18 protein-coding genes are annotated in these 15,094 nt (G+C 61.9%); 6 read left to right on the top strand and 12 right to left on the bottom strand.

What is annotated here, in order from left to right:
* Positions 1–264: 264 nt before the first annotated feature.
* Both ABL843_RS33055 and ABL843_RS33050 read right to left on the bottom strand, forming a co-directional pair.
* Complete coding sequence (locus ABL843_RS33055) at positions 265–1,410, bottom strand: ATP-binding protein (protein WP_418120582.1); 1,146 nt, start codon at positions 1,408–1,410, stop codon at positions 265–267.
* A 53-nt stretch (positions 1,411–1,463) separates the two neighbouring features.
* Complete coding sequence (locus ABL843_RS33050; RefSeq protein WP_369662653.1) at positions 1,464–2,153, bottom strand: response regulator; 690 nt, start codon at positions 2,151–2,153, stop codon at positions 1,464–1,466.
* A 127-nt stretch (positions 2,154–2,280) separates the two neighbouring features.
* Here ABL843_RS33050 and ABL843_RS33045 point away from each other — a divergent pair, with 127 nt between their 5' ends.
* Both ABL843_RS33045 and ABL843_RS33040 read left to right on the top strand, forming a co-directional pair.
* Entirely contained in the window at positions 2,281–2,481 is a 201-nt protein-coding gene (locus tag ABL843_RS33045; protein ID WP_369662652.1) for a hypothetical protein, read from the top strand.
* A 164-nt stretch (positions 2,482–2,645) separates the two neighbouring features.
* The gene (locus tag ABL843_RS33040) at positions 2,646–3,785 is read left to right on the top strand and encodes an ABC transporter substrate-binding protein (protein WP_418120581.1); all 1,140 of its coding nucleotides are present in this window, start codon (positions 2,646–2,648) and stop codon (positions 3,783–3,785) included.
* Between the two features lie 46 nt (positions 3,786–3,831).
* On the opposite strand, the gene ABL843_RS33035 is transcribed toward ABL843_RS33040, so the two are convergent.
* The gene (locus tag ABL843_RS33035; protein WP_418120580.1) at positions 3,832–4,248 is read right to left on the bottom strand and encodes a MarR family winged helix-turn-helix transcriptional regulator; all 417 of its coding nucleotides are present in this window, start codon (positions 4,246–4,248) and stop codon (positions 3,832–3,834) included.
* 163 nt (positions 4,249–4,411) lie between these two features.
* Between ABL843_RS33035 and ABL843_RS33030 the strand changes: the two genes are divergently transcribed.
* From ABL843_RS33030 to ABL843_RS33015, 4 genes are all read left to right on the top strand, one after another.
* Positions 4,412–5,746 (top strand): S41 family peptidase, encoded by a 1,335-nt coding sequence (locus ABL843_RS33030; protein WP_418120579.1) that lies wholly within the window; start codon positions 4,412–4,414, stop codon positions 5,744–5,746.
* Between the two features lie 260 nt (positions 5,747–6,006).
* The gene (locus ABL843_RS33025; RefSeq protein WP_418120578.1) at positions 6,007–6,327 is read left to right on the top strand and encodes a helix-turn-helix domain-containing protein; all 321 of its coding nucleotides are present in this window, start codon (positions 6,007–6,009) and stop codon (positions 6,325–6,327) included.
* Positions 6,314–7,678 (top strand): HipA domain-containing protein, encoded by a 1,365-nt coding sequence (locus ABL843_RS33020; RefSeq protein ID WP_418120577.1) that lies wholly within the window; start codon positions 6,314–6,316, stop codon positions 7,676–7,678. Before ABL843_RS33025 ends, ABL843_RS33020 begins: the two co-directional genes overlap by 14 nt.
* A 124-nt stretch (positions 7,679–7,802) precedes the next feature.
* A complete protein-coding gene (locus ABL843_RS33015; protein ID WP_418120576.1) occupies positions 7,803–8,309 on the top strand; it encodes a helix-turn-helix domain-containing protein in 507 nt (168 codons plus the stop codon).
* A 194-nt stretch (positions 8,310–8,503) separates the two neighbouring features.
* Here ABL843_RS33015 and ABL843_RS33010 read toward each other — a convergent pair whose 3' ends face one another.
* The 9 genes from ABL843_RS33010 to ABL843_RS32970 form a co-directional block, all read right to left on the bottom strand.
* Complete coding sequence (locus ABL843_RS33010) at positions 8,504–8,788, bottom strand: autotransporter outer membrane beta-barrel domain-containing protein (RefSeq protein WP_418120575.1); 285 nt, start codon at positions 8,786–8,788, stop codon at positions 8,504–8,506.
* Between the two features lie 111 nt (positions 8,789–8,899).
* The gene (locus ABL843_RS33005) at positions 8,900–9,352 is read right to left on the bottom strand and encodes a DUF5990 family protein (protein WP_418120574.1); all 453 of its coding nucleotides are present in this window, start codon (positions 9,350–9,352) and stop codon (positions 8,900–8,902) included.
* 240 nt (positions 9,353–9,592) lie between these two features.
* Positions 9,593–10,162, bottom strand: a complete 570-nt coding sequence (locus ABL843_RS33000; protein ID WP_418120573.1) for a hypothetical protein — start codon at positions 10,160–10,162, stop codon at positions 9,593–9,595.
* A gap of 254 nt (positions 10,163–10,416) precedes the next feature.
* Positions 10,417–10,575, bottom strand: a complete 159-nt coding sequence (locus tag ABL843_RS32995; RefSeq protein WP_418120572.1) for a DUF3309 family protein — start codon at positions 10,573–10,575, stop codon at positions 10,417–10,419.
* A 76-nt stretch (positions 10,576–10,651) separates the two neighbouring features.
* A complete protein-coding gene (locus ABL843_RS32990; protein ID WP_418120571.1) occupies positions 10,652–11,941 on the bottom strand; it encodes an NRAMP family divalent metal transporter in 1,290 nt (429 codons plus the stop codon).
* Between the two features lie 35 nt (positions 11,942–11,976).
* Positions 11,977–12,585, bottom strand: coding sequence for a Crp/Fnr family transcriptional regulator (locus ABL843_RS32985; RefSeq protein ID WP_418120570.1), 609 nt, complete (start codon positions 12,583–12,585; stop codon positions 11,977–11,979).
* Between the two features lie 205 nt (positions 12,586–12,790).
* Positions 12,791–13,507, bottom strand: coding sequence for a Crp/Fnr family transcriptional regulator (locus tag ABL843_RS32980; RefSeq protein WP_418120569.1), 717 nt, complete (start codon positions 13,505–13,507; stop codon positions 12,791–12,793).
* Positions 13,508–13,649: 142 nt separating this feature from the next.
* Positions 13,650–13,901, bottom strand: coding sequence for a hypothetical protein (locus ABL843_RS32975; RefSeq protein ID WP_418120568.1), 252 nt, complete (start codon positions 13,899–13,901; stop codon positions 13,650–13,652).
* 39 nt (positions 13,902–13,940) lie between these two features.
* Positions 13,941–15,065 carry a sensor histidine kinase gene (locus tag ABL843_RS32970; protein WP_418120567.1) on the bottom strand — a complete coding sequence of 375 codons (1,125 nt, stop codon included), beginning with the start codon at positions 15,063–15,065 and terminating at the stop codon, positions 13,941–13,943.
* Between the last annotated feature and the right edge of the window lie 29 nt (positions 15,066–15,094).

The following is a 15,094-nucleotide window of genomic DNA, read 5'->3' as shown; positions in this document are numbered from 1 at the left end:
GTCGCCGCAGGAAAAAGCAAACCCGCTGCCGTCGTCAAGAAAAACTTCTTCAACTCGCCGCTGAAGAATTCAGCTCGCAAGGAAACCCTCACCTTCGACCATGGCTATGCCGAATCGCTTTCACCGGTCAGCGCACGGTGCAAATCGCACACCGAGCCGAGGTCTTGAGCACGGGCGGGCGGAGTCCCCCCGGCACGCGAGATTGCGCTGGAAGCGGTGCTGCAAGAAACCACGCGCCTCCTGTTCACACCTGCGACCGCATCGCTAGGCCACCAACGTGCCTGAATCCATCGCCGCTCCCGTGTACGGCAAACAGATGCGCACTTCTGCGCCGCCACCGGCGCGCGCTGAAGCACTCGCGTGGCCGCCATGGGCCCTGCAGATCGCTTGCACGACCGACAGGCCCAGGCCGGTTCCGCCGGCGTGCCGCGAGCGAGACTGCTCGCTGCGCCAGAAGCGCTCGAAGAAGCGCGAGAAGTCCTTGTCATCGGATGAAACACCCGTGCCCCGGTCGCGAACGATCAGTTCAACGCCCAGGTCTCGCTCCACAAGGTCAATCTCCACGATGCCACCGTCACCTGCGTAGCGCACCGCGTTGTCGATGAGGGCCGACAGAGCCTGACCGAGCCGCGTCCTGTCCGCGCGCACGGTCTGCCCGACATCGACATGGTTGACGGCCCGCACGCCGCGTGCCTGCAAGGCGGGGCTGGCCCAGTGGATTCTTTCATCGACGAATTGCCGCGCGGCGAACTCGCTGATCTGCAGATGCAGTCGGCCACCTTGCGCGAGCGAAAGAACCTGCAGGTCACCGATGATGCGCTGGATCTGCTCCAGCTGATCCAGAACCGTGGCGATCTGGCCCTCTTCGTACGGGAACACCCGATCCAGAATGCCCTGCAGTCGTCCCATCGCCGCAGTCAAGGGCGTACGAAGTTCATGCGCGATGGCCGCACTCGAATCGTGGAGCTCCCTGTCGTACGCCTCCAAGCGCTGCGCCATCTTGTTGAAGTGCATCGCGAGGCGCTGGAGTTCAGCAGGCGCCGCTTCGAGCACCGGTGCCCGGGCCGAGAAGCGTCCCGTCGCCACCGACTCTGCGGCCGCGACCACATGCGAGACCGGTCGAACGATGCGGCGCGCCAGAATCAGGCCGAACGCCACCACAAAGGGAACGATGGCCAGGCTCAACAGCGCCTGCACGATCAGATCCTCGGTATCGGACGGCGGCGCGAAAAGCTCACCGTACATGGCATAGATTTCCTGCAACCGCTTTGCGTTCTTTTCCGGCTCGATCTCAAGACGCCGCATCTCTGCGGCCACACCGGGTGGCAGTTTGGACTCAGCCTTTGCTTCCAGGTAGTTGTAGCGCCCCCACATCCCGGCTTGCACCGCTGCGGTCGCAGCAATGGCCAAGACGACCATCCGCCAAGTGAGCCACGCCCAAAGTGATCGACGCGAGCGCATCGCTACGAACCGCCCAGGCGATAGCCGACGCCTCGCACAGCGAGGGGGATGCCCGTGACACCGCGCTCCTCCAGCTTGCGCCGCAGGTTGTGCATGTGCGTGTCAACCACCCGTTCGAGCGCATCGCTTTCAGGCAGACAGGCTTGCAGCAGCTCGAACCGAGTGAAGGCCTTGCGCGGATGCCGCATCATGGTCGACAGCAGCTTGAATTCGGTGATCGTCAATTCAAGCGGATTGGCATCACCGTCGACATGCACCGTCACGGCATCGAGATCGAGCTCGAGCGCTCCATGAGAAAGCCGGGACTTCGCAGCGAACGACGCAGCACGCGAACGCCGAAGGACGACCTGCACGCGTGCGACGACCTCCTTCGGATTGAAGGGTTTGACCACATAGTCGTCCGCACCGTAGCGCAGCGCGCCGAGCTTTTCGGCCTCGTCATTGATGGCCGTCACCATGATGACCGGGACATCGCTCGCGCGGCGCATGGCGGCCAGGACCTCACTGCCACTCAGTCGCGGCAACATGTAGTCCAGCAGCACCAGCGCCGGCTGCCACTGCCCGAACATCCGCAGCGCCTCCTCACCATCACGGCTGTGCGCCGTTTGGAACCCTTCACGCTGCAGGTAGGCAGAAAGCACCTCGGCAATCTGCGGGTCGTCTTCAACAATCAGGATACGTTCGTCGGCCATAGAGCAGTCAATGTGCGCCGCCGGCGGAGTGACGTCTTCTTCTGCAGGGCAGGAGACGTTCGCGGCGGGGTGCGCATTATCTGGCGCCGACGAGAGATTTCGATCTCATAAACACCGCCTTTATGTCATGGAATTCGCATCGCGCTGCGGTCATCTTCACATTGCAGCAGCCTTGATCAAATCTTGGCAATTCGTGGCGCAATCCTCCATGTTGGAACACCAGAATGCTGGAGCACATGCCGAGATTCGCAATATCGTGCGCCCGCAGTCCAAGCTCGAGCCAGCCGAGTTCGCGTTCATCGACCCGCGAAGTAGTCAAAGCTGGTGAAGGAGCGTGGCATCAGGATCGAGCAGTAGCTCTCCGGAGTCGTGGCTGCACCGATGGCTCGGCCATACAGTTCGGTCAGCGCAGCCATCCGTGCTTTCCCTCGGATTACGTATCAAAACGTTGCATATATTGGGCGCGCTTTAAAACAAAAGGAGAAGCCGACCATGTATCAACAGGTACTCACACGCTGGCTCGCAGGCATGGCGATCGCCACGGGGGCAATGGGCAACGCGTCGGCCCTGGAGGTTCTGGTCGCGCAGGTGGCGCCGATGCGCGGCCTCGAGGCCAAGCAGGGGCAGGGCTATGCGGCCGGCATGCGCCTGGCTTTCGATGCTGCGAACCGCAAGGGCGGCGTGAACGGCCACACCTTCGCGCTCGCGACGGAGGACGACGGCAGCCGGCCCGAATCCACCGTCGAGCAGACCCGCAAGCTGCTCACCGAGAAGCGGCCGATGGTGCTGGCCGGCTACTTCGGCAGCCAGAATCTGCGCGAGCTGCTGGCCACGCGGCTGCTGGAGCAGCAGCGCATCGCGCTGGTGGGCTACCGCACCACCGACATCGCACCCGCGCATGCGCAGCTCTTCAACGTGCGCGCCGACATCCCGAGCGAGCTTGCCAAGCTCACCACCCAGCTGTCGACGGTGGGCATCACCAAGCTGGGGCTGCTCTACGAAGCCGGCCCCGGAAGCGACGCCATCGTCGCGGCGGCCGACCAGGCGGCGGCGCAGGCCAAGGTCCGCTTCGTGACGCGCGCTCCCTACACGGGCAGCAACCGGGGCGCGAACACATCCATCTCCGAAGCGGTGCAGGTGTTCACCAAGGCCGCGCCGCAGGCCATCATCCTGGTCGCCAATGGCGCACCGACCGCAGCCTTCATCGAGGCCTACCGGATCAGCGGCGGCGCGGCGCAGCTCTTCGCGTATTCGGGCGCGGACATCGAGCAGTTGTCGCAGCGCCTGGGCGAGGACCACTTGAGGGGCGTGGTCATCTCCCAGGTCACGCCGAACCCCTACAAGAGCACCAGCCGGCTCGAGCGCGAGTTCACGGAGGCGTTCAACCAGCAGAAGCTCAAGGAGCCGAAGAGCTACCTGATGATGGAGGGCTACATCGCCGGCCGCGTGATCGTGGAGGCCGTGCAGCGCCAGGGCCGCACGCCCACGCGCGAGGGCACTATCGCCGCGCTGAACGGGATGACCGACTACGACCTCGGCGACTACGTCATCGGCTTCGGCGGCGGCGGGCGCAACGGCTCGAAGTTCGTAGAGCTTTCGATCGTGAACGGCAGCGGCAAGGTTCAGCAGTGACCGGAACCCGGCGCTTCTCCCGCTGAACGGAGCGGCGCCTTTTTAGCTATTCACGGGTCTTTCCGACAAGCGCCACGACCTCCGTGAGATCGGCAATCTGCCCCTGGTGCAGAAGCGCGAGCTTTTCCAGCTTCCTGCGCCCGGCTGCCAGCAGATGAACCTCGACCTGGCGCCGATCCGTGGTGCCGGGCTTGCGCTTGACCAAGCCCGCCTCCTCGCCGCGCGAGACGAGCGCCACCACTCCGTGAAGCTGGGCCTGCAGCCGTTCAGCGATCTCGCTCACCGTTGCCCACTCGCGACCCGGGAAGATCTGTGCGCGGAGCATCAACTGGTACTGAAGCACTGTCGTGTCGCGCCCGATTCGGCGGGCCTGCTGCTCGCCGCGCTCACCCTGCTGCTGATCGTGCTGCTGCCGTCCATACGCTCCAAGCGCGAGGAGGCTTTCGTCGAGGGCGGGTAACACCGGCGGCGTCCCTTCGGACATCCACTCGCAGGGATTCGCACGCTCCCCGGGGGTATGGGATCATCTGCGCGATCAAACGCATCCTCGGTTGGGGAAACACGGATTGCGCAGATGAACACTGCATACTCTGCTGCCTTCAGCACGGACAACCGATCTCGACAAGATGAAGGTGAATGCAATGGGAGCATCAACCCACTTCGCAGGCGTGCAACGGAAGTGGCGAAATTTCTGGCTGATGAGCGTGGCCATCCTTTCGGCTTCCGCGGGATCGACACTCTGCGCATCCACACATGAAGATGCCTATCAGCGTGTGCTGGCTTCGCGCTCGTGGCGGACGTTCTCCCAGCAGGTCTCGAAGAACTATGTCAGGCCGATCAAGGCGGGGGAGCTTGAGGCGAAGTGCAAGGCCTCCATCTCTGGTCTATCCAGTCAGGACCACACAAGCCTGATTGAGCGTTGCATCCGTGCAGCTCTCAAAGGACTGGATTCAACCTCTGCTTACCTCAACGCGGCTGAATGGCGAGCGCAGCGAGGAGATGCACCGGGCAAATCGGCGGGCATCGGCCTCGAGATGCGGGCACATTCCGGCGACGATGGCCTTATCGAGATCGTCTCACCCATCAAGGGAGCGCCTGGAGAAAAGGCCGGACTGAGGGCAGGGGACTTGATCGTATCGATCGACGGCATGTCGACCAGTTCTCTTTCCCTGGCCCAGTCGGTCAATGCATTGCGAGGCGAGGTGGGCACGCGAACGACACTGCAGGTGCGCAGGTCGGGAACGAACGAGCCGCTCCAGTTCACGGTGACCCGCGAGCCGATCAAGGCAGCTACCGTCAGATCGGCAAAACTGCTCTCTGCGGGCGTCGGTTATTTTCGGCTGCTTCAATTTCAGGATCGCACACGCAACGAAGTGCTTGCCGACGTTGCGAGACTGGAGGCAGACAACGCTGGCCCCTTGCAAAGCCTTGTGCTTGACCTGCGCGATTCTCCTGGCGGACTCCTGAATGCCACGGTGGGCCTTACCGCGCTATTCGTCCAGCCTGGCTCCGTGATCGTTCGGGTGTCCGGGCAGCATGCTGGCGCGAGCCGGGTCTATCGAGCCGTAGCCGGCGACTATGCAAGCGTTACTTCGGTGCAGGCTGATGAGCCAACGCGCCCATCGCTGCTGTCACTGCGACTGGTTGTCCTGGTCAACGCCAAGACGGGTGCCGGTGCCGAGGCGTTGGCCAAGGCATTGCAGGAATTGCGCAAGGCCACGGTGCTAGGACAACCGAGCGCAGGTCTGGCTTCGATTGAAACGATTCTGCCCCTCGACTTCGGTACGGCGCTGAAACTCACCACAGGAGCCATGTCTTCGCCCAAGGGGACGTCATGGCAGGGGCGCGGCGTCGAGCCCGATGTGCTGTTGAATGCCGGTGCGCGCGAAAAGGGAGAGTTTGGAAGCATTCCTGCAGACGCAAATCTCATGGCCGCAATTGCTCGGCTGAGGAGCCCTTGAGCATGGCCCGCTGGCTGTAGCACGCCTCGGCCTCTGGTAAGGGCAACGGCCGTGCTTCCCCTTCAGCCGCCACCTTGACCACACCAACTGGATCATGCGCCTTCTCTTGGCATTTCGGAGAAGTAGAAATTTTTTCGAAATTCTCATTCTCATGAAAGAGTTTCGGTATTTCGGAAAATCTTTGCATTCGCCGCATGCGACCTCTAAAATTTCGGATTTTCAGAAACTCTTTAGCACAGCAAGTTGCTGGAATTCCGAAAATGGTCGAGAAAAATCAACTGCTTCCGAAAGGCATTCGCCACATCCATAAGCCGCCGGTGCTCGTTGGCGCTGCTCACGCGCTGGGTCCCTATGTGAGGACGGCGCGCAAAGACCAAGACTTGCGCATCGACGATGCTGCAAGCCTCTTCGGGGTGTCTGTGGACACGTTGTCACGTCTGGAGAATGGGGTAGGGGCCGTCCGCTTGGACAAGCTACTTGCCGTGCTCGATGGTTTGGGCTTGGGCTTGCTTGTGGGCACAAAAGGCGAACTTGCGAACATGCTGCGACGCATGGAGGCACTGCACGATGAACACGCCTGAAACGGTGGTGCACCGCCTGCAGGTCAGCCACGGCAACGAAATGTGCGTGGGTGAACTGACCTTTACGCCACGACTGGACAAGTGGACCTTCGCGTACGACGACACCTGGATAGAGAAAAGGGCTTTCCAGCTTTCACCGGCCATCCCGTGGCAAGCGCCGGAAGGCGGGTATGACTCGAATGCCATACGGCGCTTCATCGTCAATCTTTTCCCCGAGGGAGCGCCGTTGCACGCAGTCATCGAACAACTGCATGTCGCCCCCAGCAACGCTTTCGCTCTCTTGCGCAGCATGGGAGGGGAGACCACGGGTGCACTCGAATTCCATGCTGCAGAACAACAACCGAGTGAGCGTGCGAAAAGCCGAGTTCTGCCGCGCGCAGAACTCAATGCGCGAATACTCAACGCGACAGAAGGTGGACTGACAATCTGGGATGGCAAGCTGCGCATGTCCATTGCAGGCTACCAAGACAAACTTGCAGTCTTCGCGGCACACGACCCAGGCTTGGACCCCGGCGCGGCAATGTGGCTGGCGGAACCGCCACTGGCTTCCACTTACATCCTGAAGCCACAGCCTCAGACAGACCGAACGCCTCACTTGGTCGCCAACGAACACTACTGCATGAGTTTGGCGGCCAGCTATACCAGTACGGTAGCACGCGTATCCATCATGCGGCTTCCGACGCCGGTACTGGTGATTGAGCGCTTCGACCGGCTCCGCACCGCCAAGGAAAACCAAATCGAGGTTCGTAAGCTGCACATCATTGACGCATGCCAAGCCTGCGACATGCCGGTCGACGCGAAGTACGAACGCACCCTTGGCAATGCCGGCGATTTGGCAATGTTCCGCGACGGCATGAGCTTGCCAAAGCTTTTCGCCACCGAAAGACTGACGCACCACCCGGCAAGAACGAGGTTGGACATGCTGCGCTGGGTGCTTTTTCAACTGGTCATCGGCAACGCCGATGCTCACGGCAAGAACTTCTCATTTTTTGTTCGGGGTGAGCTACTTGATCCCGCTCCTTGGTACGACCTCGTCAGCGTGGAGCAGTACTCCATGCTCGACCATACCTACGCAATGGCTGTCGGCGACGCATTCACTTGGGATGAAGTCACACCGTTCAACTTGGCGTACTTCGCTCATCAGTGCCGCATTGATACTGCGCTCTTGCGGCGAGAGGCCGCGCGGCTCGAGCGCACGATGTCGAAGGCAAGATCGGTGCTTGACAAACAGCCTTACACAGAAGAGGAGCGGGACTTCTTGCTGCCGCTGTGCGAAATGGTGCAAGCGCGCAGTCAAGCCTTGGTGGAGCGAACCAAGGCCGCGGGGACCTTCACTGCCGAACACTTCTAAGTTTCTCTGCAAGCCGCGCCTTCGATGACGCAAGGCTGTGCACAGTGCCTTCTTGCTAGTGTCCTGTCTCGCTAATTCGTAGGCATAAGAACAGCTTCGGGTCGGGCAGCCCTGGAGGTGTCTGATGCCCAATGCCCATACCCGTGGATCCAACATTGAGCTCCGAGAGTGGGCGTGCCGAACTGACATCAATGACGCGGTCGCGCTCGCTGCTCGCAGCGCTATCGCTGCGCGCGCATCGTGCTGGGATGCGAAGATGCTGGCACGGCGAGCACCGAAATCGCCAAGCGGCTGGGGCTTTGACCGCAATACGGTCAACAATTGGCGCGGGCGCTATGCGCGGGATCGGATCACGGGTCTGCACGACGAGCTGCGCCCCGGACGCCCGCGCACCGTGGACGATGAGCGCGTTGCGGAACTGATCAACAAGACGTTGCACACCAAGCCTGCGAATGGGGCGACGCACTGGAGTACGCGCGGTCTTGCCTCGGAAACTGGCATCAGCAAGAGCACGGTGGCTCGTTACCTCAACGCCTTTCAGCTTCATGGTCTTCCAGACCAAGGCTCATCTGTCGGCCAAGACCCGCGCGCTGGTCGAGTTCCTGCAGGACAGCTTTACAGCGCACCGTGAAGGCATCGACGCCGACGATTCATCGTGGTGATACCGCACCCGTCATAGGGACGCAGGGCGCTCACTCAACAGGCGGCCGCTGTCACCACACCGGCTCCGGCAGAAAACCGGTGGCGGTCATCATCCGCCGGAATCCCGGCCTCGCAGGTGCCGTCAGAACGTCCCGCTGAGATTGGCCTTCAAACCGTGATCATTCAGCCCGCCCCCGAACTGCCCCGAATAGGCTGCTCCCAACTTGAGGTTGGTCGCAGCCGCGTTTCCACGCCTGCCTCCAGCACCGCCACGTTCTTCGCCAACGGCACACCCGAGATCGTGAACGGCACGCTGCCCGCAAACGCATGCGTGCTGGTGGGAGTGGTGTCGCCAAGGGCACGGCGCCAACCCAGCATACCGCGCAGGCGGATGTTGTAACCCAGCTGTGTGCTCGCACGCACCCCCAGCGCGGAGAAGGTGGACTCGACACTGCCAGCCATGTCCATCGGCGATGGGCTTGGCTGAGCCACTTCCTTTGCTGGCGGCCTACGACCCGCTTGAGCCGACGTTGTTGAGCTGGTCAAGACCACGAACGGCGCAGCAAGGCGACCATCCGCTCAGGCCGGCCGCGTCACCATTTGCCAGAAAATCTGCGGAGGCCGAACAGTGGCGCACACCGGCCCCCCGTCCTTCATGGTTCCGTGGATGCGAGCCTCGATCGCCGCATCCGGCCTGCCCGCCGCGCTTTCCACAAGCTCGATCGGGATACCCGCCAACTTGATCTTCGCCCTTCGTTCCCATGGCGTTCCCATCTGGCCTGCGTAGAAGCCGGCGTTCAAGTACACGAACCGGTCTGCGGGCGTGCCTTGTGCAAAAGGGCCCTGGAAGTTAGGGGATCCATCAGCGAGTAAAGGTCCAAGCGTCAGGGTGATCGCGAACGACGCGAAGTCTTTCGTCACCAAGAAGGGCTTCACTAAGTCATCGCGACCGCGCTGCACGGCGAAGTCCACGCCGGGCGGAGGCGACTGCAAAGTGAGAATGAGTTGAAGGTGTCCCCTTTGAGCCTGCATGGGCTGCAGTTTAGAGGCAGGGCTAGTAATGCAGATACGGACCGGATCATGAAATTTATCCAATTTATATTATGTTAAATAATATTGCTAATTAGCCCGCTGGGAGAGCGGGACTCGCGGTGGTTCAGTTCTACTTCGGCGCGGACACTCCGGGTAGCCAAAATCCCTCATGAGATGCATCTCTGGTCCATCCGGTAATCGGTGTTCCGTCAGGGCAACAGCTCCTCGGAGTCGAACCATTCAGCCGATAGCTCGGCCTTGCACTCCCGCAAAATCGAATGCAGGTAGCCAGAGGCTGACGCTCGTCCCGCGTCCCGGCGCCGAATCAACACGCAGCCAGCCCCCGGATTGGGCGGCAAAATCGTGAAGCTTCGATAGTCCCCCGCTTGGGACCGGGGCCCTGCCGCTTGTCGCGGGGAGTTGCGCACCGTCCACGTGCAACTCGCAGGGAAAGGCTATTTCGCCTGCCCTCGTCATCGCCTCGAGCACAAGGAAGTGCCCGTTTTCCCCGTTGGCCGGCGCTACCACCCGAAACACCATGCGACCGATGGGCGGCGCATCTGCGCGCGCTTGCAGTACCAGCCGCAGCAACGCCTCCTCGAGTGCGTCGGGGTCGACCCACCAGGGCGGACATTCCGAATCGACATGCAAGACCACCGTTAGCCGACGATCAAAGGCATGCCAGAGCAGATCGGCAAACGAGCAGAGGAAAGGCAACACCTCGACGCGCACGAGCGCAAGCACCGGTAGACCTGCCTTCGCATCGGCAAGCGCCAAGCGCAACAACGCATCGGAGACAGTTTCGTACATGGAGAACCACTTCGGTAAAGCTCTGCAAAAGCCTTCATCGGACCCCCACCCGCTGGCGCTTAGCGGACTTATGAGCTGCTGTTGCGAATGTTGCTTCGTCTTCGGGAAGAAAACATGGGGCGTCGCCGGACGGGGTTGTGTAAGGAAATCCGGGCGCCTCACAACATTTAGCCTGGACTTGCGCTGCATCAATAGCCGCGCGTTCATCGGCACTCAGCAGCAATTCTGCGAATGGTAGTGCTGTTGGTGCTGTGCTACATGCGTCCCGTCAGCAGCAGAACGATCACCACCAGCACGATGATGCCGAGAATGCCGCTCGGACCGTAGCCCCAACTGCGACTGTGCGGCCACGACGGAAATGCCCCAATCAGAACCAGGATCAGGATGATCAAAAGAATGGTGCCTATACTCACGAAAAGCTCCTTGGTTTCTGCACTGCCCCAAGTTATCAAGGCGGCCTATTCCGGTCTGTTCCATACCGCACATACGTCATCGAAGCCGTAGCAAGGTCGCCAGCATTGCCACCACGGCAATCCCCATCATTGCCGTAGCCAGCCAACCCAGGAGCGTCAGCTTCTTCGAGATGGTGAATTGCCCCATGACCCCGGTCCGAGTGGCCATCAGCATGATCACGACCATGATCGGCACGGAGACGACGCCATTGATGACTGCGCTCCAGTACAGCGCCTTGATGGGATCGATCGCGGTAAAGCCCAGAGCCACCCCCAGCAGCGTCGAGATGGCGATGATTCCGTAGAAGCGCTTGGCCCTCATGGGCGCGCGCTCAAGGCTGTTCTTCCATTTGAATGCGCCCGCCATGGCATAGGCGGACGACCCGGCCAGGACCGGGATCGCGAGCAGCCCGGTGCCGATGATGCCGGCGCTGAACAGCATGAACGCAAACTCGCCAGCAATGGGGCGCAGCGCCTGGGCTGCTTGTGCCGAGGTTTGGATCTCGGTGACGCCGTGCAGGTGGAGGGTGACGGCCGTGGTCAGGATGATGAAGAACGCCACCAGATTCGAGAACCCCATGCCGATGCAGGTATCGCTCCTGATGCGCCGAAGGTGTGGCTGCGCTTGCTCGGGCGCTTCGATCAGCGGTCGGGCCAGCGGGTCTGCAAGCTGGTCTTCGACCTCCTGGGACGCCTGCCAGAAGAACAGATAGGGACTGATGGTGGTGCCGAATACGGCCACCACGGTGGTGATGTAATCCGTGCTCCAGGACCCGCTGGGCACCAGCGTGCTGACAATGACCTGCCGCCAGGGGATGTGCACGACGAATGCCGTTGCCACGTACGCCAGCAACCCCAGGGTGAGCCATTTGAGAATGCGCACATAGCGGCGGTAGGGGATGAAGACCTGCAGCAGCAGCGAGACGACTCCGAAGGCGACGGCATACAGTTGCGCCGTACCGCCGACGATCAGCTTCCGCGCCTCGCCCATGGAGGAAACATCGGCGGCTATATTGACCGTGTTGGCGATCAGCAAAAGACCGACCACTGCGTACAGTAGCCACGCCGGGTAGTGGCGACGGATGTTGGTGGCCAGTCCATGGCCGCTCACCCGCCCTATCCTCGCGCTTGCCATCTGGATGCCGACCATCAGCGGGTATGTCAGCAGTACTGTCCACAGCGTGCCGAACCCGAACTGCGCGCCTGCTTGCGAGTAGGTGGCGATGCCGCTCGGATCGTCGTCGGCCGCGCCCGTGATGAGTCCCGGGCCAAGCTTACTGAGCCAGGATTTTTCAACGCTGTGGACACGGGTTGGAGAGTCAAGCATGGCGTCGAGCTTTCCACGTCGTCTGATGGTCGGTGTCAGCGCAACGTGTCGATGTAGGCCTTCTGCTCGGCTGCATAGCAGCCACATGCGGCTACTTCCAGCCCGCGACGGTCGAGTACTTGGAGGTCGCCACGGTGGTACGCAATCAGCCCGCTGTGCTGCAAGGCGTTGGCAGCTACGGTGATGCCCACGCGTCGCACGCCGAGCATGTAGGCCAGGAATTCATGCGTCACGCGAAAGCTGTCGGCGTGGGCGCGATCCTGGCTCATCAGAAGCCACCGGGCCAGACGTGGGCCGATCTGATGGAAGCGAAGGCATCCGGCTGAAATTGTCAGTTGGGCCATCAGCACGTAGAGATAGCGGTTCAGCACGCGTTGCAGCGTCGGGCTGCGCTTGAGTTCCTTTCGGAAGGCTCCAGCGTCGATGCGCCACGCCATCCCCGAGCCCTGCACCACCGCACGCAGGGGCGCCATGCCCACGCCCAGCACCAGTTGCACGCCCAACATGCCCTCGTGCCCGACCATGCCGACTTCGAGTTCGGGACTGCCGTCAGTCAAGGTCAGCAGCGAGATGAAGCCTTCGGTGGGGAAATAGGCATAGCGCGTGCGCTCTCCGGGCGTGCAGAGCACGTCGGCCCAGATCAAGGGAGCAGGTTCGCAGAGAGCGAGGAAGCGCCGCCGGTCCCTCGCGGGAAGCCGTTGGATCAGATGGTTCTCTACGGTGGTCAATCTCACCCTCTGCTATGTTGGCAGTCCGAACGAGTCTGCAATGAGCGCCGGGATTTCACCGTTCGATGGCGCACACAGTGCGCCGGCGTCCGCGGACGCCGGTCATCACTGCCCGCAGCACCTACAACGCGTTCCTGTCCGGCAGAAGCCGGTCGTATTCCTTCTTGACCACCGCGTAGCACTCGCAGGTGCGTTGCTCCAGGCCCCGGCGATTCAGCACCGAAATCCGACCGCGGGCGTAGCGGATCAGCCCGGCCCGCTGCAGCTTGAGCGCCCCCTCGGTCACGCCTTCGCGGCGTACACCGAGCATGTTGGCGATCAGCTCCTGTGTCATCACGAGCTCGCTTCCTTCCAGCCGGTCCAGGCTCAGCAGCAGCCAACGGCAGAGCTGTTGATCCAGAGAATGGTGTCGGTTGCACACCGCCGTCTGTGCCATCTGCGTAATCAGCGCCTGGGTGTAGCGCAGCAGCAGGTGGAGGATGGGAGGGCGCGTGAATTCTTCCTTGATGACCTGTGCCCGCAGCCGGAAGCCCTGCCCCGCGCTCTGCACGACGGCGCGGCTCGGCGTGGATTCGCCACCCATGAACAGCGAGATGCCGACGATGCCCTCGTTGCCAGCCACAGCGATTTCGGCCGATGCACCGTTCTCCATCACGTACAGCAACGAGACGATGGCACTGGTTGGAAAGTAGACGTGGCTCAGTGCGATGCCCGATTCGTACAGCACCTGACCCAGCGGCATTTCCACCGCTTCGAGTTGCGGCCGCCAGCGTTCCCATTCGGCCTCGGGCAGAGACGCCAGCAGTTTGTTTCTTCTCGGGTCGATCGCAACGGACATCGCGTGCTCCAGACGAGCTCTGGAGATTGTTCGGGATCCGAGTTCAGGCGCAGAGCCCCCTTCAGTATAGGTAGCGGTGGCATTTCTTGTGCGCTATCGCACAAATCAGCTTCTCGCGAACGCCCCAGCCGTTCAACCCAAATCACGGTGCCAGGATCGCTGTTTTCTTCCGCGAGCAGGATTTCTCGCTGGCGATGGCCAACGCGCCTTCGCGGGTGATCGCGTGAACATGCACTGCTTCCGTCGCGAATGCTCTCGACCTGAATTGCGTTTCAAGAGTCGCTTCGATCATGCCGCTGGCAACCAGGCGTTTTGCCGCAGCCACATCCGCCGACAGCGTGAGCCACCGGGGCTGCGCCATGCGTTCGAGCCGCATCAGCAATTGAATGTCCATGGCGAGTCTTTTGGGAACAGGGAACGGCGCAGGCGCCGGTCATGGGAGAGCGTGGCGTGGCAGGCAGATCGTGAAGATGCAACCGGTGCCCGGCACATCCCGAACGGTCAGGGTACCGAAGTCCGCCTCCACGCTCTGTCGGGCGATGGAAAGCCCCAGGCCCAGGCCCGACCGGTCGTGGCTGTGTTGACTGAAGGGGGCGAACATCCTGGCGGCGACTCCCTGTGGCAACCCTCCGCAGTGATCTTCCACCTCGATCAGGACGTGCTGGTCGGACTCGCGGATCCTCAAGGCGACATCGGTGCATGGGTGCGTGAACTTGAACGCGTTCTGCAGGAGGTTCCCCAATGCGGCGAGCAGCAACTCGCGATTTCCCTGGATGGCCAGGATCGGGGTGACGGGCGTCACCTCGAAGGCGCAGCCTGCAGCGCCTGCGACGAGTTGGGCCGCGGCTTCGGCTTCCTTGATGAACGCGGCGAGGGAGAACGTCTGCCGCTGTTCTGACGCGGTATTGCGGACCTCGGCGAGCGCCCGGCCGATCAGCTCGCCCATTGCAGACAGGCTGCGCTTCAGCACGGTCCCGGTCGCACCGCCCACGGTCATGTTGCCGAGTTCGAGGGCGTGGATCGCAAGGGTTGCTGTTCCGAGGGCGTTTCGCAGCTCGTGCACCAGGAAACCGAAACGCTCTGCCGCGTCCAGGCTTTGCTGGCGGGCGATCTGCGTGTCGCGCTGGCAGCTGAATTCGGTTACCGCATCGGCAATGGCGTTGTCCAGGCAGCGGTTCAGCGTCCGAAATTCTCCGATGGAGAACGGCACGTCGCGTTCGAAGGCGAGGTCCGTGATCGCCTGGCAAAGGTCGCCATAGTCGTGAACGACCTGGTCGACCGTGTACCCCAGTTGCAGCAGTTCCTTTCCATGGGCTGTGGCGGTCACCCCGATCTCCGACAGGGTTGGTGAATCGCCGCCGGAGGGACCTGAGATCCTCATGCTGTCCGCAGGTTTGTCGTCCTCCTCGGCCGCAAGGGTCCTGATCAGTTGCTCGAGGAACATCGGGATGCCGTTTGCCAGCTGCTGTTCGGTGGCGGCGCGCCGTGGTCTGCGTGCAACCTTCGATTTGCACCTTGAAACCAGCTCTTCCCGGTTGTTGGTGAGAAAGTTGCGCATGTTCCGAGACCTCGATGGCTTTCGCCGGG

The organism is Variovorax sp. 350MFTsu5.1, assembly GCF_048302515.1.
GTDB classification, from domain to species: Bacteria; Pseudomonadota; Gammaproteobacteria; order Burkholderiales; family Burkholderiaceae_C; genus Variovorax; species Variovorax guangxiensis.
The sequence above is the reverse complement of the archived record's forward strand: the minus strand, read 5'-3'. Positions and strand labels throughout refer to the sequence as shown.